A 17,627-nucleotide genomic window follows, 5' to 3' on the forward strand; every position below is an offset into this window, starting at 1 on the left:
TTCGAATAGGGTACACTGACCAGCGGGGATGCCTTCGACTCAAGACGAGACCCATCCGAGTCACCGTATATGGTGAAAACACGTCCCCCTACCTATAGGAGTTCCGCCTAAATGAATCGGTTCGCAACCAAACTTGCTCCTACCGACGAAAAGCTACGAGGTGGCTACTACACACCCTCCAAAATTGCCAACTTCGTTGCAGCATGGGTGAGTGAAGCTGGACCCAAGCTACTTGAACCCTCTTGTGGCGACGGAAACATCCTGGAACACCTAGCCCGGAACTCAAGCCAATCGGTCGGTATCGAACTCTTCCCCGAAGAAGCGGAAAAGGCGCGCGCACGAACCAACTCCACGGTCGTGACCGAAGATTTCTTCACCTGGTTCAAGCCAGGCATGTACGGATCGTTCGACGGCGTGGCCGGGAATCCTCCCTACATCCGATTCGGGAACTGGACAGACGACACTCGAAACGACGCACTCCACCTCATGCAATCTGTAGGGATGAATCCGAACAAACTTACCAACTCATGGGTTCCGTTCGTTGTCGCTTCCGTTTTAGCCAGCCGGCCGGGAGGACGGATCGGCCTGGTCATCCCAGCCGAATTAATGCAGGTCGGATATGCAGCCGAACTTCGCCAGTACCTCATCAATAGCTGCTCAGAAATCAATGTCGTCGCGTTTAAGCAGCTAGTATTCCCTGGCATCCTTCAGGAGGTTATACTCCTCCTAGCAGTCAAAGGAAACGGGCCGGCCCGCATGCAGATTATCGAAGTTGACGACGCCGCTGCGCTCGACAGCTTGGAAGTTTCCTCTGCGCACGTACGAGCCCATCTCCACACCAAAGAAAAATGGACGAAGTACTTTCTGTCGCCGGACCAAGTCGAACTAATGCGCGCCCTCCGCGCTGACCCCCGACTCCGACCAATCGAAGAATTTGCTTCAGTCGATGTCGGGGTGGTTACTGGACGAAACTCATTTTTCGTAATGACTTCCGAAGAGGCAGAATCACACGGCCTCAACGACTTGACGATTCCTATGGTTACCCGATCAGCACAACTTAACGGGACCACATACACGGACACGGACCACCATAACGCCCCCGGGAAAACAGAACTTCTCGACGCACGTGGAATCGACCTAAACAAGCACGCTAGGCTTCGAGAGTACGTAACCCTCGGCGAAGCCGCTCAAGTCCACACTGGATACAAATGCCGCATTCGCAAGAAGTGGTGGGTCGTCCCATCGATCTGGGAAGCCGATGCCTTTATGCTACGGCAGATCCACACACACCCACGCATAGTCGCTAATCTCACCTCGGCGACAAGTACCGACACCGTTCACAGGATGCGAATGGTCAACGGCACCAGCGCTCGCCACCTCGCAACTGCGGCGTTTAATTCAATCACGTTCGCGATGAGTGAGATTATCGGTCGTAGCTACGGTGGCGGCGTGCTAACCCTCGAGCCAAGCGAGGCTGAAGAAATACCAACCCCTAATCCATCGCTAATACCTGATGCCCTGGTGGAGAAAGTTGACGGTTTAGTGCGAGCGAAAGACATTGAGGGAGCGCTGAACATTGTCGACAAGATGGTCCTCATCGATCACCTAGGGTTCTCTCCTGACGAAGTCACACTGGCCAGAACGACCTGGAAGACACTTCGCGACCGGCGCAATAGTCGAACAAAGAAAAAGGCCGACTAGTCACTCAATCGTCAACCAATATTTTCCATCATTATCGAGAACTATTTCGAGCTGCCGACCGGTGACATCAAGTTGTGCAATAATTTGCCGTATCGGCTCAACATGCAGCTCGGCGGTATAGTTGTTCTGCGAAGCTTGCCTGCTTGTACCATTCGTCACAAGAAAATCCATCACACCGTGTGAAATTCCATCGATGATGACATTCATTGGAACGATCGCCCTGTCCACCGTTTGGCCAGTCCTTGACAAATCTGGCTGCCATTCCTGACCGCCAAAAAGGTCCGTTCGAAAATAGGTCGTCTGATCGATCTTTCCGCGGTAATCCCCTTGCACTAGGGTGATTGCGCCTCTCTCATTTCCCTTTGCCTTGCGTTGAGCATCCGATGCTGAAAGCTTTTTACCCCAGTGTTTCACCACCTCCCCCCTTGACGACGCCAATGACGGCGGAACTTCACCCGAGGGCCGATCGACTCCCCCATTCACCGACGGGGAGTCAATGCCAACTTGAGAATGAGCGCCCTGCCCCGAGGTATCGTCCACGTTTACTGATTGAATTGGCGGCACGCCGATGAGAGGACGCAGTTTGCTCCCCCTCGCCTTTCGCCCCCTTTGAGCGGAGGCTATGACCCGGTTTACGGCAGCGGGTGGGTTCACTCCGAGGATATGTGCCTTAACTAGATCCTCGAGATCCGACTCGGACGCAACCTCGTAAAGACCATTTCGCTGGTCCTTAAACCATTCATCAATTGCATCCGCGATAGATTGCAATTCAAATTCGGAATCACCTCGAACGGTATCAAGGATTATCCCAGCTTCGACGTGCGCAGACCGAACCCCAGGTTCCGTCAGGTTGGCCGAACCTACATATGCCGTGGCGCTACCATCTGCACGTTCAAAGTGGTATACCTTCGGATGAAACAGCCCACCCTGGTAACTTACTACACCAAGTCGCATACCATTGCGAGGCTTGCCTGCAAGCTTAATGAGGTCAGCGACTGACTTCTTGGTTGTAACGCCATCATTTGAACCAATGAGGAACCGCGTGTGTCCATCAGCTAACTCAAGCTGAGATAGTGCGCTTTCGAAAAATCCAAGCGATCCGGATCCAAAGAACCCGGTCTGCACTCGCAGGGCGATTGGGGACGCCGACCCCATCAATTCTTGCCCCAGCCAACTCCCCAAGGCATCTCGGGATTGACGAGCTCCGGTATCAATGTAGCGCGCCACCACTGCCCTCCATTATTCTGAACCCAACTACACGTTGAACTTGAACTCCACAACGTCGCCGTCGTGCATGATGTAGTCCTTGCCCTCCTGGCGGACCTTGCCCTTCGACTTCGCCTCGGCCATCGAGCCGGCGTCGACGAGGTCGGTGAAGGACACGATCTCGGCCTTGATGAAGCCGCGCTCGAAGTCCGTGTGGATCACGCCGGCGGCCTGCGGGGCGGTGGCGCCCTTCGGGATGGTCCAGGCGCGGGATTCCTTGGGGCCGGCGGTGAGGTAGGTCTGCAGGCCGAGGGTGCGGAAACCGGCGCGGGCCAGGGAGTTCAGGCCCGGCTCGGTCTGGCCGATTTCGGCGAGCAGCTCGTTGCGCGACTCCTCGTCGAGCTCCAGCAGGTCGGACTCGGCCTTCGCGTCCAGGAAGACGCAGTCGGCGGGCTCGACGGCCGACGCCAGCTCGGCGCGCTTGTCCTCGTCGGCGAGCACTTCCTCATCCGCATTGAAAACGTAGAGGAACGGCTTGGCCGTGAGCAGGTGCAGCTCGCGCAGCGCGGCCATGTTGACGTCGCCCTGGGCGGCGAAGAGGGTACGGCCCTCCTCGAGCACGGCGAGCGCCTCCTTGACGGCGGCGACCTCGCCCGCGCGCTCCTTGTCCTTCTTCGCTTCCTTCTCCAGGCGCGGCAGGGCCTTCTCCATGGTCTGGATGTCGGCGAGGATCAGCTCGGTCTCGATGACGCCGATGTCGCTGGCCGGGTCGACGCGCCCGTCGACGTGCACCACGTCATCATCGGCGAACACGCGCACGACCTGGCAGATCGCGTCGGCTTCGCGGATGTTGGCCAGGAACTTGTTGCCCAGGCCCTCACCCTCCGACGCGCCCTTGACGATGCCCGCAATGTCCACGAACGACACCGTCGCCGGCAGGATCCGCTCCGAGCCGAAGATCTCGGCGAGCTTGTCCAGCCGCGGGTCCGGCAGCTCGACCACGCCGACGTTGGGCTCGATGGTGGCGAACGGGTAGTTCGCGGCAAGCACGTCATTGCGGGTCAGCGCATTGAACAGGGTTGACTTGCCCACGTTGGGCAGACCGACGATTCCAAGAGTAAGGCTCACGCGCCCCATCCTACGGCCCCGGTTTCGCTTTGCGACGATCCGGTCTCCCCTTGTCCGGTCCGGGCACGGTGGCGGCGGGAAACGCGGGCCGTCGTCACGCAATGGGCGATCCCACGGAGTGGGCAAAAAGTGTGACGGGGGTTACATTTTCCTGAGCGGAACCATATGCTGAGTTCACTCGGCCTAAATGCCGCGATACTTAAGACGGGCTGATAAAATCTCAGCATCTTATCCACCTGCCAATGGAGACACCATGAGCAACCAGAAGACCGGCACCGCCGGCACGAAACAGGGTCGGGAGGTGTTCTCCACCCGGGCCGCGTTCATCTTCGCGGCGATCGGTTCCGCCGTCGGCTTGGGCAACATCTGGCGATTCCCGTACGTCGCCTACGACTCCGGTGGCGGCGCGTTCCTGATCCCCTACCTCGTCGCACTGCTGACCGCGGGCATCCCGCTGCTGTTCCTCGACTACGCGCTCGGCCACCGCTACCGCGGTTCCGCCCCGAAGGTCTTCCGCCGCATCAAGCCCTGGGCCGAGCCCATCGGCTGGATCCAGGTCGGCGTCGCGTTCTTCATCACCATCTACTACGCGGTGATCATCGCCTACGCGGCGATGTACGCGTGGAAGTCGATCGGCAAGAGCTGGGGCGATGACCCCGAAACCCACTTCTTCGAGGACTTCCTGAAGATGGACGGCGCCGCACTGTCGTCCTTCGACTTCGTCCTGCCGATCACCATCACGCTCATCGCCGTGTGGGCCGTGGTCATCGGCATCCTCGCCCTCGGCGTGGACAAGGGCATCGGCCGCACGTCGCTGTTCTTCATCCCGCTGCTGGCCGTGCTGTTCATCGGCGTGGTCATCTACGCGCTGACCCTCGACGGCGCGACCATGGGCCTCGACGCCTTCTTCACCCCGAACTGGGGCGCGCTGGCGAATACGTCGGTGTGGATCGCCGCCTACGGCCAGATCTTCTTCTCGCTGTCCATCGCCTTCGGCATCATGCTCACCTACGCCTCCTACCTGAAGCCGCGCTCGAACCTCACCGGTTCGGCCCTGGTCGCCGGTTTCGCCAACTCCTCCTTCGAGGTCCTGGCGGGCGTCGGCGTCTTCGCCACCCTGGGCTTCATGGCGCAGCAGGCCGGCGTCGGCGTCGACGAGGTCGTCACCAGCGGCATCGGCCTGGCCTTCGTCGCCTTCCCGGCGGTCATCTCCGAGATGAGCCCGGTCATTGGCCCGATCTTCGGCGTGCTGTTCTTCCTCTCGCTGGCCATCGCGGGCCTGACCTCGCTGGTGTCGCTGGTGGAGGTCGTCATCTCCGCCGTCCAGGACAAGCTGGACATGGCGCGCGTCCCGGCGGTCCTCGTCGTCGGCGGCGTCATGGCGGTGCTGTCGATCGCCCTGTTCCCGACCACCTCGGGCCTGTCCACGCTCGACATCATGGACAAGTTCACCAACAACATCGGCATCGTCGGCGTGGCCATCATCGCGCTGATCGCGCTGGGCTGGATCCTGCGCCGCGGCGACGAACTCGGCCGCCACATCAACGCCGTGTCCTCGTTCCGCGTGGGCCCGCTGTGGAAGTTCTGCTCCTTCGTGGTCACCCCGATCGTCCTGGCCGTGACGCTCTTCAACGAGCTCAAGGGCCTGTTCGCCGAGAATTACGGCGGCTTCTCCAACACCCAGATCAACGTTTTCGGTTGGGGCGTCATCGCCCTGATCCTCGTCATGTCGATCGTCCTGACGGTCGCCCCGTGGCGGGGCACCCACTCCCTGTCCGGCCCGCCCGGCTCGGACTTCGGCGTCCCGGTGGGCCCGGCGTCCCGCACGTCCGGCCATGCCGACGGCGACCCGGCCCCCGCGGCCGCGCGCTCGACCTCCGGGTCGGCCCAGTCCCCGGGCACCGCATCGCCGGCCTCCCCCATCGACCGTGACGGAAAGGTGTAGAGCCATGTCCGGCATCGCAATCATCATGATGGCCCTGTTCATCGTCATCATCTGGGGCGGCTTCGTCGCCGCCCTGGTCAACCTGTCCAACAATCCCGACGATTCCTCCGGGGCGCTCGGCAGCGACGACCACATGACCAACGAGGAGCTCGCCGCCCTCGAACAGCAGTAGTCCACGGCGTCGCAAAGCGGGCCGGCGGAGCGTGCAACCTTGCACGGTCCGCCGGCCCGCACCCGTTCCCGCGACCGCCCGCCGGGTGAATTCCGGTAAACGGGTGAATGAATCGCTGGCGCCGATATACCGCAATGGAACGTCTTCCCCCATAATGGCGATGTGAGCAAAGACGACGAAACCCGCGGCGGATTCCCCATCCGCGACGACCGCGACATGATCGACGAGGTCATGGGCGCCGAGCCCCTGCGCGTCGACCAGGCGCTGTCCGTCCCCGACGACGTCCACGCAGACGCTGCGCCGACCCCCGAACTGAAGGAGGAGGGCGAGGAACTCGACGAGCTGATGTCCGAATCCGAAGGCGAGGTCGTCGACCGCGCCGACGTGATCGGAGAGGGCGCCCGCTGGTTCGCCGGCTGGTGCCTGCGCTTCCTCATCGTGTGCGCCGCCCTGTTCGTGGCATTCACCGCACTGGGCAAGGTGTGGGCCGGCGTGCTGCCGGTGCTGCTGGCCCTCATCGTGGCCACGGTCCTCGGTCCCCCGGCGGCGTTCCTCATCCGCCGCAAGTGGCCCGATGCGCTGGCCGCGATGATCTCCCTGCTGGGCACGATCGCCATCGTCAGCGGCGTCATCGCCCTCATCGCGCCGACCGTGCGGTCCCAGCTGCCGCACCTGAAGGACCAGTTCACGCAGGGCATCGTCCAGCTGCAGGAAATGCTCCAGGGCCCGCCGTTCAACGTCAAGGACGAGCAGCTGCTCGACCTGCTCGACCAGGGCACGACGTGGCTGCAGCAGCGTTCCGGCGACATCGCCAACACCGTGGTCCAGGGCATCAGCGTCGTCGGCAGCGTGACCGTCACGCTGGTCGTGATGCTGGTGCTGACGTTCTTCTTCATCAAGGACGGCCGCCACTTCCTGCCGTGGCTGCGCTCCATCACGGGCCGCCGCCTCGGCTGGCACCTCACCGAGGTGCTCACCCGCTCGTGGGACACCCTCGGCGGCTTCATCCGCACCCAGGCGCTGGTGTCCTTCATCGACGCCGTCTTCATCGGCCTGGGCCTGTGGATCATGGACGTGCCGCTGGCGCTGGTGCTGGCCGTGATCACGTTCTTCGCCGGCTTCATCCCGATCGTCGGTGCGTTCACCGCGGGCTTCATCGCCGTGGTCGTCGCGCTGGTGGCCAACGGCCCGACCACCGCCATCTTCGTGCTCGTGCTCATCGTCGTGGTCCAGCAGGTCGAGGGCAACATCCTGTCCCCGATGCTGCAGTCCAAGGCCATGAACCTGCACGCCGCGATCGTGCTGCTGTCCGTGACGCTGGGCGGCACCATGTTCGGCATCATCGGCGCCTTCCTGGCCGTGCCCGTCGCCGCGATGCTGGCCGTGTGGCTGCGCTACCTCGGCGACCTCACCGACCTGCGCACCGGCGACAAGACCGCCGCCGACATCAAGTTCGCCACCGAGGCCGGCTCCATTTCGGGCCTGCAGACCGAGGCCGCCGGCCGTGCCATGCGCGACCGCCTGGCCATGCTGCGCCTGGGCGGCGGCGACCGTTCCTCCGCCAAGGGCGGCGCGACGGCCACCGGTTCCGGGTCCGGCTCCCCCGCCGACGCCGACGGCCCGGCCGACGCCGCTTCCGCACCGGCGACGACGGCCTCGGCCAACGACCCGCTGTCCGACGGCTCGGGCCAGGGCGCGACGACGACCGCCTTCGGGCGCATCAGCAATGCCGTGACGGGGCGCTTCCGCCGCCACTGATAGTTCCCGGCTCAGAGCCCCACGCAATTTACGGCTCAATCCCCGGCGCGACACACCGAGCCTGAGGCTCGGCGGCGGCGGCACCCGGTAAGGTCTGGAAGCGTGTCCGATACCGCAACTTCAGCCCACCCGAACGCCGCACGTCGTTCCGGGCCACGGCGGCTGCCCATCTGGGCGCCGCCGTTGCTGTTCGTGGTGGCAGCGCTCATCGGCATCGTCGCGGCGCTGCCGACCGGCAGCATCGGCCTTCCGTATCTCCTCGCCTTTGCCGCCGCGGCGATCGCCGGCACGATGCTGGTCGATCCCCGCGGCCTGGTGGTCACGGTGGCGCAGCAGCCGCTGTTGTTCACCATCATCACGCCGATCGCCACGTGGCTCATCGCCTCGTGGTCGGATCCGTCGGTGGGCGGCGCCCTGGACACGACGCCGACCAAGACGAGGCTGATCACGGCCGCCTACCCGATCGTCCAGTATTTCCCGTGGATGGCCCTGATCCCGCTGGTCTGTGCGGCCATCGCCATCTGGCGCTACCTGGACATCACGCGCGTCAACGCGAAGACGGACAAGGAAACCCGCCGCGACAACGCCCGCCTGCAGAAGGCCGAGGAGACCACCACGGTGTCGGCGACCCGCGCGCGCAAGCGGGTCGCGGAGTCGGATGCGCGGGTGCGACATACGCGGGGCAAGGATGCTTCACGACGTCCCGCGTCCGAAATCATCCAAGCCGCCGAAGAAAGGCGCCGCCGCGCGGCCGAGCGCGCACGGGCCGCACAGGAGGCCCGGCGTGCGCAGGAGCCCGCGCCGCATCCCTCCCCGCGCCAGTCGCCGCGGCCGACCGCCGCCGATCAGCGCCGTCCGGAGCGCCCGCCGGTGCAGGGCCCCGAGCGCCCCGCCCGCCGCCGTGATCCCCGTGCCGAGCAGCGGATGATGGAGCAGCGCGCCGCCGCCGGCCGCCCGGTCCCCCGCCGCGTGGATGAGCGCCGAGCAGATGACCGTCGCGTGGACGAGCGCCGCGGCCCCGATCACCGCGATGTGCACCGCGATGACCGCCGCCGTGAGGATCCCCGTCGCGGCCGCATCGACGATGGCCGGGGCGCCCGCCGCGACGACCGCCGAGATGACCGAAGGGATGACCGAAGGGATGACCGCAGGGTCGATCCCCGCCGGGCCGATGACCGCCGCGACATTGGACGTGGGGCGGATCCGAGGCGCGATGGGCGTCGTCAAGCACAGCCGCAGCGCCGTCCCGTGCAGGAATGGCCGCCGCGCCACGAACGCCCCCGGCACTCCCGCGACGGACGCGACTAAAAACCAACCGTACGACGCACGAAGCCCGGGTGATCGGAAACGATCACCCGGGCTTCGTTCATGGCACGGCACCGTGCGGCGCCCGAGCGGGCCGGATCAGCGCTGGACGCGGGCCTCGCGCAGCTCGCGCGGCAGGGAGAACACGATCTTCTCGCTGGCGGTGCGGACTTCCTTCACGTCGGCGTAGCCGCGCTCGGCGAGGTAGTCGAGGACGCCGTTGACCAGGATCTCCGGCACCGATGCACCCGAGGTCAGGCCGACGGTGGTGACGCCGTCGAACCACTCCTCCTGGATCTGGTGCGCGTAGTCCACCAAGTGGGAATCGCGCGCGCCGGCCTGCAGCGCGACCTCGACCAGGCGCTTCGAGTTCGACGAATTCTGCGAGCCCACGACGATGACCAGATCGCATTCCGGGGCCAGCGCCTTTACGGCGACCTGGCGGTTCTGGGTGGCGTAGCAAATGTCGTCGCTCGGCGGATCCTGCACGTGCGGGTACTTGGCCTTGAGCAGGTCGACCATCTCCAGGGTCTCGTCGACCGACAGGGTGGTCTGCGACAGCCACACCAGCTTCTCGTCCGGTGCGAAGTCGAGGGCCTCGACGCTCGCGGCGCCGTCGATGAGGTGCACGCGATCCGGGGCCTCGCCCGCGGTGCCTTCGACCTCCTCGTGGCCCTCGTGTCCGATGAGCAGGATCTGGTAGCCATCGCGCGCGAAGCGCTTGACCTCGTTGTGGACCTTGGTCACCAGCGGGCACGTCGCGTCGAAGGTGTGCAGATCCAGGGTCCTGGCCTGGGAATGCACCTCCGGCGAGACGCCGTGGGCGGAGAAGACCAGGTTGGCGCCGTGCGGGACCTCATCGGTCTCGTCGACGAAGATGACACCCTGATCCTCGAAGGTCTCGACCACGAACTTGTTGTGCACGATCTCCTTGCGCACGTACAGCGGAGCACCGTGCATGGCCAGGGCCTTTTCCACGGTCTCCACGGCGCGGTCGACGCCGGCGCAGTACCCGCGCGGGGCGGCCAGCAGCACCTTCTTCTCGGCGGCGGTTGCGTCGGTGTGGGTAGTCGTCATGCGCACCACCCTAGCCAAAGGCACCTACAATCGACACAAGCCGCCCCGTCCAATCCCGCAGGAGTGTTGACATGCCCGCACCGTTGCCCATCCGCCTTGCGGCGGGCATCGCCGCCACCACCGCCGAGGAGGCTTTTCGCCTCCCCTACCGCCTGCGCCGCCTGCCCGGCCGCCTCGCGGGGTCGGCGCTGACGTCGGCCGCGGGCTCCGCACTGCGGGCCCGGCAGAACGTCACGGATCTGGTGGCGCGCGGCGACATGGTGCTGGAGGAGCTGTCGACGCCGGTGGTCGAGCAGCCCTCCTGGGCGACGTTCGACGAGGATGTTTCGGCGGGTGCTGCAGCAGGTCGTGCGTCGGGTTCCGCCGGCACCGCCTCGCGCTCCGCCGCGGCCGCCGCATCGGCCGCCGCCGCCAACGGCGGGCACTCCCGCACGCCCGAGCAGGTCGCCGCGGACGTGGGCTACGCGGACATGGACGCGGAGGATCTGGAGGACCTGATCCCCATGCTCGACGCCGTCGAGCTCTCCGCGCTGAGCCGCCACGAGCGTGAGCTGGGCGATCGCCCGGCGTTTCGCACGCTCCTCGACAACGCGCTGCGCGACTAGCCGGCGGGAAGGGGGAACCGAGGGATGTCCAACAAGCTGACCACCACGCCGGAGGCTCCGGTCCAGGTCCGCCGCCTGAACCAGATGATCAAGGACTGGATCGAGCAGCTCGGCCAGATCTGGGTCGAGGGCGAGATCGCGCAGATCAGTTCCAAACCGTCGTGGAAGCTGTCGTATCTGACGTTGCGCGACACCCAGGCCGATGCGTCGGTGTCGGTGACGTGCTCGACGTCGGCGCTGCGGGCGAATCCGCTGAGCACCGGCGACCGGGTGGTCATGCTGGGCAAGCCCGCGTTCTACGCGGGCCGCGGTTCCTTTTCCCTGTGGGCCACGCAGTGGCGGCCGGTGGGCGTGGGCGAGCTGCTCGCGCGCATCGAGCGGTTGCGGGTGGCCCTGGCCGCCGAGGGGCTTTTCGACGCCCGCCTCAAACGCCCCCTGCCCTTCCTCCCCCGCCGCGTCGGTTTGATCACCGGCCGGGGCTCCGCCGCGGAGCGCGATGTGCTGTCGGTGTCGCAGGCGCGGTGGCCGGAGGTCGATTTCGAGGTGATCAACACCATCGTCCAGGGCGGCAAGGCGGTCTCCGAGATCATCCCGGCGCTCGAGCGGTTGGATGCGGATCCGTCGATCGACGTCATCATCATCGCCCGCGGCGGCGGGTCGGTGGAGGATCTGCTGCCCTTCTCCGACGAGGCCCTGGTCCGCGCCGTCAGCCGCACGAAAACGCCGGTGGTCTCGGCCATCGGCCATGAGCCGGACAATCCCCTGCTCGATCACGTCGCGGATCTGCGCGCGGCCACGCCGACCGACGCCGCCAAGCGCGTCGTCCCCGACGTCATGGAGGAGCGCCACCGCATCAACGAGCTCCGGGCCCGCTCCGCGGCTGCTTTGCGACGATGGGTCGACCGCGAGTCGCGCATCGTCTCCGACCTGCGCTCGCGACCGGTATTGGCCGATCCGCTGACGCCGATCCGGGCGCGGATGGAGGACATCGGCCGCGGCCGGGACCGTCTGCGGGGAGCCATCTCCCGGCGTCTCGAGCGCGAGGAGTCGATGGTGGCGGGCCTGCGCGGCAAGGTCTCCGCATTGGGTCCGGCGGCGACGCTGGCCCGCGGGTACTCCGTGGTGCAGGTCCAGCCGCGCGATGGATCGGGCGATCAGGTGGTCACCGCCATCGAGCAGGCGCCGCCGGGGTCGCAGTTGCGCATCCGCGTCGCCGACGGTTCGATCACGGCGGCGGCCATGGGCGTCAAACCCGCGGATTAAACCCCAGGTGATCCCGGCTGGAGCCAGACCGATCACGGCAGGACCGGCCGCATAGCGGCAAACCACGAACACGACACTTCAATTGATCCCGGCACATGACCGGGAGACGAGAGGAACACGCACATGAACCAGGACGTTGTCGGCGCGGGTGATGGCCGGGGATCTGAGCAGGTGGACGTCGACAAGCTCGGTTACGAGGAAGCCCGCGACGAGCTGGTGGAAACCGTGAAGCTGCTGGAGCTGGGCCAGATGGGCCTGGATGATTCGCTGGCGCTGTGGGAGCGCGGCGAGGCGCTGGCCCGCAGGTGCGAGGAGCACCTGGCCGGGGCGAAGGCGAAGGTGGAGGCCGCGTTGGCGAAGGGCTCTGACGGGGACGGGGCCGAGTAAAGCCAGCAAGCCAGGCGATGACCTTGGCGCCGGGCTAGTTGGTCTGCTTCTCCAGGACCTTGGCGTCCTGCATGGCCTTGGCCAGCTCGCGGTACTCCTCGTCGTTGGCCGAGCCCTCGAGGAGGATGCGGGAATCGCCGAGATCGGCGACCCAGGTGCGGCGGGTGTTGGGGTCGACGCCGTCCTTCTTCACCCACGTGACGCCGTCGACGTCTTCGGTGCCGTCATCCAGGCGGGCCTTGCCGTCGGCGGGCAGGGCATCGGCGGGGGCGCTGGTCTGCAGGGCGTGGACGTAGTCGCCGTTGGCGGTGACGAAGCCGAGGATCGTCGTGGTGTGGCCCTCCGCCATGCCCGCGCGGACGGAATTGGGCTGCCAGCCCTCGGGGGTCGCCGGCTCGCGGACCGGGTAATCGGCGCGCTGCGTCTCCATCTGCAGGAACGCGGCGGAATCGACGTCGCGGACCGGCCCGTTGTCGGGGGCGCCGGGATTGAAGGTGCACAGGCCGGTGAAGCCGACCGTGACCAGCATGGCGATGCCAAGGACCACGAGGGTCATGGTCATGTCGCGGCCGTCCTGCAGGATCCTGGGCTTCTCCGATTTCACGGGGCCAAGTATGCCATCAGGGCCCGCCACCCCCGAACACGACCGCCCTGCCCGCCGTGATTTCCGAAAAAGTGGAACACTTGGGGTGAGCCCATGTGGGGCGCGTCCCGCATGGCCGCCGGCCCGGAAACGGGCGGGCGATTCCTCAGCACGCGCCGATCTGTAGACGCTTCATCAACGACGGAGGCCACCCGAACATGTCTGCCATCAATCCCGAAGTTCCCGACCGCAACCTGGCCATGGAGCTGGTCCGCGTCACCGAGTCCGCGGCGCTCGCCGCCGGCCAGTGGGTGGGTCGCGGCCAGAAGGAGAAGGGCGACGGCGCCGCGGTTGACGCCATGCGCAAGCTCATCAACACCGTCACCATGAACGGCGTGGTCGTGATCGGCGAGGGCGAGAAGGACGAGGCCCCGATGCTGTTCAACGGCGAGAAGGTCGGCAACGGCGAGGGCCCCGAGGTCGACATCGCCGTCGACCCGATCGACGGCACCACCCTGATGGCCGAGGGCCGCCCGAACTCCATCGCCGTGCTGGCCGCCGCCGAGCGCGGTTCTATGTACGACCCGTCGGCCGTGTTCTACATGGACAAGATCGCCGTCGGCCCGGAGGCCGCGGGCACCATCGACATCGAGGCGCCGGTCGACCACAACATCAAGGCCGTCGCCAAGGCCAAGGGCCTGCGCAAGGAGGACGTCACCGTGATGGTGCTCGACCGCCCGCGCCACGAGGACATGATCCGCCAGATCCGCGAGTCGGGCGCGAAGGTCCGCCTCATCGGCGACGGCGACGTGGCCGGCGCCGTGGCCGCCGCGCAGTCCACCAACTCCGTCGACATCATGATGGGCATCGGCGGCACCCCGGAGGGCGTCATCACCGCGTGCGCCATGAAGTGCATGGGCGGCGAGATCCAGGGCAAGCTGCACCCGCGCGACGAGGCTGAGATCCAGAAGGCCCTCGACGCCGGCCTGGTGCTGGACACCGTCCTGACCACCGATGACCTGGTCCGCTCGGACAACTGCTACTTCGTCGCCACCGGCGTCACCAACGGCGACATGCTGCGCGGCGTGGCCTACCGCGGCAAGGGCGCCTGGACCCGTTCGCTGGTCATGCGCTCCAAGTCCGGCACCGTCCGCAACATCGAGGCGTGGCACTCGCTGGAGAAGCTGCGCCAGTTCTCCTCCGTCGATTACGGCAAGGACGGCTTCCCGGACATCGACCTGTAAGGACCGTTTCCGCCGGGGGTGGGCGTCGCCACGCTCCCCGGCGGTTGCGTCATACTTAGGGGTGGAATCCATCCACCTTTCACACCTCAGATGGACCCGAGACGAAAGAGGAATTTATGACCGAGCAGCAGTACCGCATCGAGCACGACACCATGGGCGAGGTCAAGGTGCCCGTCGACGCCCTGTGGCGTGCCCAGACCCAGCGTGCCGTGGAGAACTTCCCGATCTCCGGCCGCGGCCTCGAGTCCCAGCAGATCCGCGCGATGGGCCTGCTCAAGGCTGCGTGCGCGATCGTGAACAAGGACCGTGGCCTTCTTCCGGGCGAGCAGGCCGACGCCATCGTCGCCGCCGCCAAGGAGATCGCCGAGGGCAAGCACGACGCCGAGTTCCCGATCGACGTCTTCCAGACCGGCTCGGGCACCTCGTCGAACATGAACACCAACGAGGTCATCGCGTCGATCGCGAAGGCCAACGGCGTCGAGGTCCACCCCAACGACCACGTGAACATGGGCCAGTCGTCGAACGACACGTTCCCGACCGCCACCCACGTCGCCGCCACCGAGGCCGCCGTCAACGACCTGATCCCGGGCCTGAAGGTCCTGCAGGAGTCGCTGGCGAAGAAGTCCGCCGAGTGGAAGTCCGTGGTCAAGTCCGGCCGCACCCACCTCATGGACGCCGTCCCGGTGACCCTGGGCCAGGAGTTCGGCGGCTACGCCCGCCAGATCGAGCTGGGCATCGAGCGCATCGAGGCCACCGTCGCCCGCCTGGGCGAGCTGCCCATCGGCGGCACCGCGGTCGGCACCGGCCTGAACACCCCGGCCGACTTCGGCGCGAAGGTGACCGAGGAGCTGAAGAAGCTGACCGAGGTCGAGCAGCTGTCGGAGGCCAAGAACCACTTCGAGGCGCAGGCCAACCGCGATGCGCTGGTCGAGTTCTCGGGCGCGATGCGCGTCGTCGCCGTGTCGCTGTACAAGATCGCCAACGACATCCGCCTGATGGGCTCCGGCCCGCTGACGGGTCTCGGCGAGATCCGCCTGCCGGATCTGCAGCCGGGTTCGTCGATCATGCCGGGCAAGGTCAACCCGGTGCTGTGCGAGACCGCCACCCAGGTCTCCGCGCAGGTCATCGGCAACGACGCCGCGGTCGCCTTCGCCGGCACCCAGGGCCAGTTCGAGCTCAACGTGTTCATCCCCGTGATGGCGCGCAACGTCCTCGAGTCCTCGCGCCTGCTGGCCAATACGGCCCGCGTGTTCGCGGAAAAGCTGGTCGACGGCATCGAGCCGAACGAGGATCACATGAAGACCCTCGCCGAGTCCTCGCCGTCCATCGTGACGCCGCTGAACTCCGCCATCGGCTACGAGAACGCCGCCAAGGTGGCCAAGACCGCCCTCAAGGAGGGCAAGACCATCCGCCAGACCGTCATCGACATGGGCTTCGTCGACGGCGAGAAGCTGACGGAGGAGGAGCTGGACAAGCGCCTCGACGTGCTGGCCATGGCCAACACCGACCGCGACTAGTTTCCGGTTTCCGGTCTCCGGACCGAAGCACCGCGCCCCGTCCCCGGGTTTCCGGGGGCGGGGCGCTCTGCTTTTCGACGGTCCGCCGCCCACCTCACGTATCGTCGTTCACCAAGAGTCCGCCCCGGTGCGTGGCCTGGCCCGGTGGCGCGCATTCCGGCCGCCGCACGAGAGGACGCGCTCATGGACATCCCGTTCATTTCCCGCATCGCCGCCCCGACCACCGCACGTTTCACCCACCTGTTGTTTCATCCGCGGGAACGGGTGGTCGACTGGTTCGCGCGGCCCGGCGCGGTGCGGCGCCTGACGCCGGGGTGGTTGCCGATGACGCCGACTCAGGAGGCCGGCAACCTCCGCGACGGCACCACCACCTTCGACATGCCCGCAGGACTGACGTGGGTGGCCGAGCATGATCCGGAGGATTACGTCGCCGGCCATCGCTTCGCCGATCGCGTGACCAACCAGCCGTTCCGCCGCACGCTCGCCTGGCGCCACGTCCACCGTTTCGAGGACGTCCGCGGCCCCGGCGAGGACCACCCCGCGTGGTGGACCAACGTCGTCGACGAGGTCACCTCGCGCGCTCCCCGCCGCGCCATCGCCGGAGTCTTCGCCTACCGCGCTGCCGTTCTAGAGGGCGATTTCGCCGCCGCGGACCGCCTCGCGGCAATCCTGGATCCGGAACGTGACGGCGACGTCTCGGGCGAGAATTCCGCCCGACCCCATCCCCTCAACGCCCTGCCACACAAGCGCATCGCGGTGTCCGGCGCCTCTGGCACGGTCGGCTCGATGCTGTGCGCGCTGTTGTCGACGTCGGGACACGACGTCGTCAAGCTGACCCGCTCCAATTCCACCGACCCGGGCACCCGCACGTGGGACCCGGAGTCGCCGGCGGCGGATCTGCTCGAGGGCATCGACGTGCTCATCCACCTCGCGGGCGCGCCGATCGCGGGACGCTTCACCGACAAGCACCTGGCCCGGGTCCGCGACTCGCGCGTCGGCCCCAGCCGGAAGCTCGCCGAGGTCGCGGCGTCGGCGGGCCTGGAGGCCGTCGTGTCGGCGTCGGCGGTCGGGTACTACGGGTCGGACCGGGGCACGGAGCTTCTCGACGAAGCCGCCCCCGCCGGAGACGGCCCCCTCGCCGACATCGTCCGGGACTGGGAGGCTGCGTGGGACCCCGCCCGGGACGCCGGGGTCCGCGTGGTGAACGTCCGCACCGGGCTCGTGCAGGCCGGCGGCGGAGGCTTGCTGCCTCTCCTGGCGGGCATCACGTCGACGGGCCTGGGCGGCAAGCTCGGCGACGGCGGCCAGTGGTTCCCGTGGATCGCGCTCGACGACCTGCTGGACGTCTACCACCGGGCGGCGCTGGACCCGGCGTGGTCGGGCCCGTTCAATGCCGTGGCGCCCAACGGCGTGGACAACGAGACGTACACGAAGACCCTGGCCAAGGTGCTGCGGCGGCCCGCGGCGATCCCCGTGCCCAAGGCCGCGCCGAAGCTCGTGCTGGGCGGCCGCGGCGCCGATGAGCTGGCATTCGCCAACCAGCGGGCAATCCCGCGGGCCCTGGAAAACGCGGGCCACGTCTTCCGGTTCCCCGATCTGGAGGCCGCGCTGCGCCACGAATTGCTGCGCAACGATCGCTAACATATCGACAATGCGTCGATAAGTTACCCCCGGCAATCTCACGCCATTCACCCCGGGCGCAAAATGCATGCAAAACTAGCGCAATGAGCTCCGGA

At 66.4% G+C, this 17,627-nt stretch carries 15 protein-coding genes; 11 read left to right on the forward strand and 4 right to left on the reverse strand.

All coding sequences use genetic code 11. From position 1 onward, the window contains the following. The first annotated feature begins 111 nt into the window (after nucleotides 1-111). Complete coding sequence (locus tag ACFWGD_RS04655) at nucleotides 112-1,701, forward strand: Eco57I restriction-modification methylase domain-containing protein (protein WP_377777401.1); 1,590 nt, start codon at nucleotides 112-114, stop codon at nucleotides 1,699-1,701. On the opposite strand, the gene ACFWGD_RS04660 is transcribed toward ACFWGD_RS04655, so the two are convergent. Both ACFWGD_RS04660 and ychF read right to left on the reverse strand, forming a co-directional pair. Further along, nucleotides 1,702-2,928: a phospholipase D family protein gene (locus ACFWGD_RS04660; protein ID WP_377777402.1), complete on the reverse strand. Its 1,227-nt coding sequence runs from the start codon at nucleotides 2,926-2,928 to the stop codon at nucleotides 1,702-1,704. A 27-nt stretch (nucleotides 2,929-2,955) separates the two neighbouring features. Beyond that, entirely contained in the window at nucleotides 2,956-4,035 is a 1,080-nt protein-coding gene (ychF, locus tag ACFWGD_RS04665) for a redox-regulated ATPase YchF (protein WP_377777403.1), read from the reverse strand. 253 nt (nucleotides 4,036-4,288) lie between these two features. Here ychF and ACFWGD_RS04670 point away from each other — a divergent pair, with 253 nt between their 5' ends. The 4 genes from ACFWGD_RS04670 to ACFWGD_RS04685 all read left to right on the forward strand — a co-directional run bounded on the left by ACFWGD_RS04670 (nucleotide 4,289) and on the right by ACFWGD_RS04685 (nucleotide 9,218). Then, entirely contained in the window at nucleotides 4,289-5,980 is a 1,692-nt protein-coding gene (locus tag ACFWGD_RS04670; protein ID WP_377777404.1) for a sodium-dependent transporter, read from the forward strand. Nucleotides 5,981-5,984: 4 nt separating this feature from the next. Next, nucleotides 5,985-6,152, forward strand: coding sequence for a methionine/alanine import NSS transporter subunit MetS (gene metS, locus ACFWGD_RS04675; RefSeq protein ID WP_377777405.1), 168 nt, complete (start codon nucleotides 5,985-5,987; stop codon nucleotides 6,150-6,152). A 162-nt stretch (nucleotides 6,153-6,314) separates the two neighbouring features. Then, nucleotides 6,315-7,910 carry an AI-2E family transporter gene (locus ACFWGD_RS04680; protein WP_377777406.1) on the forward strand — a complete coding sequence of 532 codons (1,596 nt, stop codon included), beginning with the start codon at nucleotides 6,315-6,317 and terminating at the stop codon, nucleotides 7,908-7,910. A gap of 102 nt (nucleotides 7,911-8,012) precedes the next feature. Further along, nucleotides 8,013-9,218 carry a DUF6542 domain-containing protein gene (locus ACFWGD_RS04685; RefSeq protein WP_377777407.1) on the forward strand — a complete coding sequence of 402 codons (1,206 nt, stop codon included), beginning with the start codon at nucleotides 8,013-8,015 and terminating at the stop codon, nucleotides 9,216-9,218. Nucleotides 9,219-9,314: 96 nt separating this feature from the next. Here ACFWGD_RS04685 and ACFWGD_RS04690 read toward each other — a convergent pair whose 3' ends face one another. Next, nucleotides 9,315-10,292, reverse strand: a complete 978-nt coding sequence (locus ACFWGD_RS04690; RefSeq protein ID WP_377777408.1) for a 4-hydroxy-3-methylbut-2-enyl diphosphate reductase — start codon at nucleotides 10,290-10,292, stop codon at nucleotides 9,315-9,317. Nucleotides 10,293-10,363: 71 nt separating this feature from the next. On the opposite strand from ACFWGD_RS04690, the gene ACFWGD_RS04695 reads away from it, so the two are divergent. The 3 genes from ACFWGD_RS04695 (at nucleotide 10,364) to ACFWGD_RS04705 (ending at nucleotide 12,547) form a co-directional block, all read left to right on the forward strand. Continuing rightward, entirely contained in the window at nucleotides 10,364-10,897 is a 534-nt protein-coding gene (locus tag ACFWGD_RS04695) for a hypothetical protein (protein WP_377777409.1), read from the forward strand. Between the two features lie 24 nt (nucleotides 10,898-10,921). Next, the gene (gene xseA / locus ACFWGD_RS04700; protein WP_377777410.1) at nucleotides 10,922-12,160 is read left to right on the forward strand and encodes an exodeoxyribonuclease VII large subunit; all 1,239 of its coding nucleotides are present in this window, start codon (nucleotides 10,922-10,924) and stop codon (nucleotides 12,158-12,160) included. A gap of 123 nt (nucleotides 12,161-12,283) precedes the next feature. Continuing rightward, the gene (locus ACFWGD_RS04705; RefSeq protein ID WP_377777411.1) at nucleotides 12,284-12,547 is read left to right on the forward strand and encodes an exodeoxyribonuclease VII small subunit; all 264 of its coding nucleotides are present in this window, start codon (nucleotides 12,284-12,286) and stop codon (nucleotides 12,545-12,547) included. Between the two features lie 34 nt (nucleotides 12,548-12,581). Here ACFWGD_RS04705 and ACFWGD_RS04710 read toward each other — a convergent pair whose 3' ends face one another. Next, entirely contained in the window at nucleotides 12,582-13,151 is a 570-nt protein-coding gene (locus tag ACFWGD_RS04710; RefSeq protein ID WP_377777412.1) for a DUF4245 domain-containing protein, read from the reverse strand. A 197-nt stretch (nucleotides 13,152-13,348) separates the two neighbouring features. Between ACFWGD_RS04710 and glpX the strand changes: the two genes are divergently transcribed. From glpX to ACFWGD_RS04725, 3 genes are all read left to right on the forward strand, one after another. Continuing rightward, on the forward strand, nucleotides 13,349-14,374 hold the full coding sequence (gene glpX, locus ACFWGD_RS04715) for a class II fructose-bisphosphatase (protein ID WP_377777413.1): 1,026 nt from the start codon (nucleotides 13,349-13,351) through the stop codon (nucleotides 14,372-14,374). A 116-nt stretch (nucleotides 14,375-14,490) separates the two neighbouring features. After that, nucleotides 14,491-15,891 (forward strand): class II fumarate hydratase, encoded by a 1,401-nt coding sequence (locus ACFWGD_RS04720; RefSeq protein WP_377777414.1) that lies wholly within the window; start codon nucleotides 14,491-14,493, stop codon nucleotides 15,889-15,891. Between the two features lie 183 nt (nucleotides 15,892-16,074). Beyond that, nucleotides 16,075-17,532, forward strand: coding sequence for a TIGR01777 family oxidoreductase (locus tag ACFWGD_RS04725; protein ID WP_377777415.1), 1,458 nt, complete (start codon nucleotides 16,075-16,077; stop codon nucleotides 17,530-17,532). Nucleotides 17,533-17,627: the final 95 nt, after the last annotated feature.

The sequence above is a fragment of the Corynebacterium sp. NPDC060344 genome, assembly GCF_042725215.1.
In the GTDB taxonomy this organism is placed as follows: domain Bacteria; phylum Actinomycetota; class Actinomycetes; order Mycobacteriales; family Mycobacteriaceae; genus Corynebacterium.

Excerpts from the sequence above, each read along its gene's own strand:
- ACFWGD_RS04655 (WP_377777401.1), top strand. The coding sequence starts at position 112 with ATGAATCGGTTCGCAACCAAACTTGCTCCTACCGACGAAAAGCTACGA.
- ACFWGD_RS04670 (WP_377777404.1), top strand. The coding sequence starts at position 4,289 with ATGAGCAACCAGAAGACCGGCACCGCCGGCACGAAACAGGGTCGGGAG.
- metS (WP_377777405.1), top strand. The coding sequence starts at position 5,985 with ATGTCCGGCATCGCAATCATCATGATGGCCCTGTTCATCGTCATCATC.
- ACFWGD_RS04690 (WP_377777408.1), bottom strand. The coding sequence starts at position 10,292 with ATGACGACTACCCACACCGACGCAACCGCCGCCGAGAAGAAGGTGCTG.
- ACFWGD_RS04695 (WP_377777409.1), top strand. The coding sequence starts at position 10,364 with ATGCCCGCACCGTTGCCCATCCGCCTTGCGGCGGGCATCGCCGCCACC.
- xseA (WP_377777410.1), top strand. The coding sequence starts at position 10,922 with ATGTCCAACAAGCTGACCACCACGCCGGAGGCTCCGGTCCAGGTCCGC.
- ACFWGD_RS04705 (WP_377777411.1), top strand. The coding sequence starts at position 12,284 with ATGAACCAGGACGTTGTCGGCGCGGGTGATGGCCGGGGATCTGAGCAG.
- glpX (WP_377777413.1), top strand. The coding sequence starts at position 13,349 with ATGTCTGCCATCAATCCCGAAGTTCCCGACCGCAACCTGGCCATGGAG.
- ACFWGD_RS04720 (WP_377777414.1), top strand. The coding sequence starts at position 14,491 with ATGACCGAGCAGCAGTACCGCATCGAGCACGACACCATGGGCGAGGTC.
- ACFWGD_RS04725 (WP_377777415.1), top strand. The coding sequence starts at position 16,075 with ATGGACATCCCGTTCATTTCCCGCATCGCCGCCCCGACCACCGCACGT.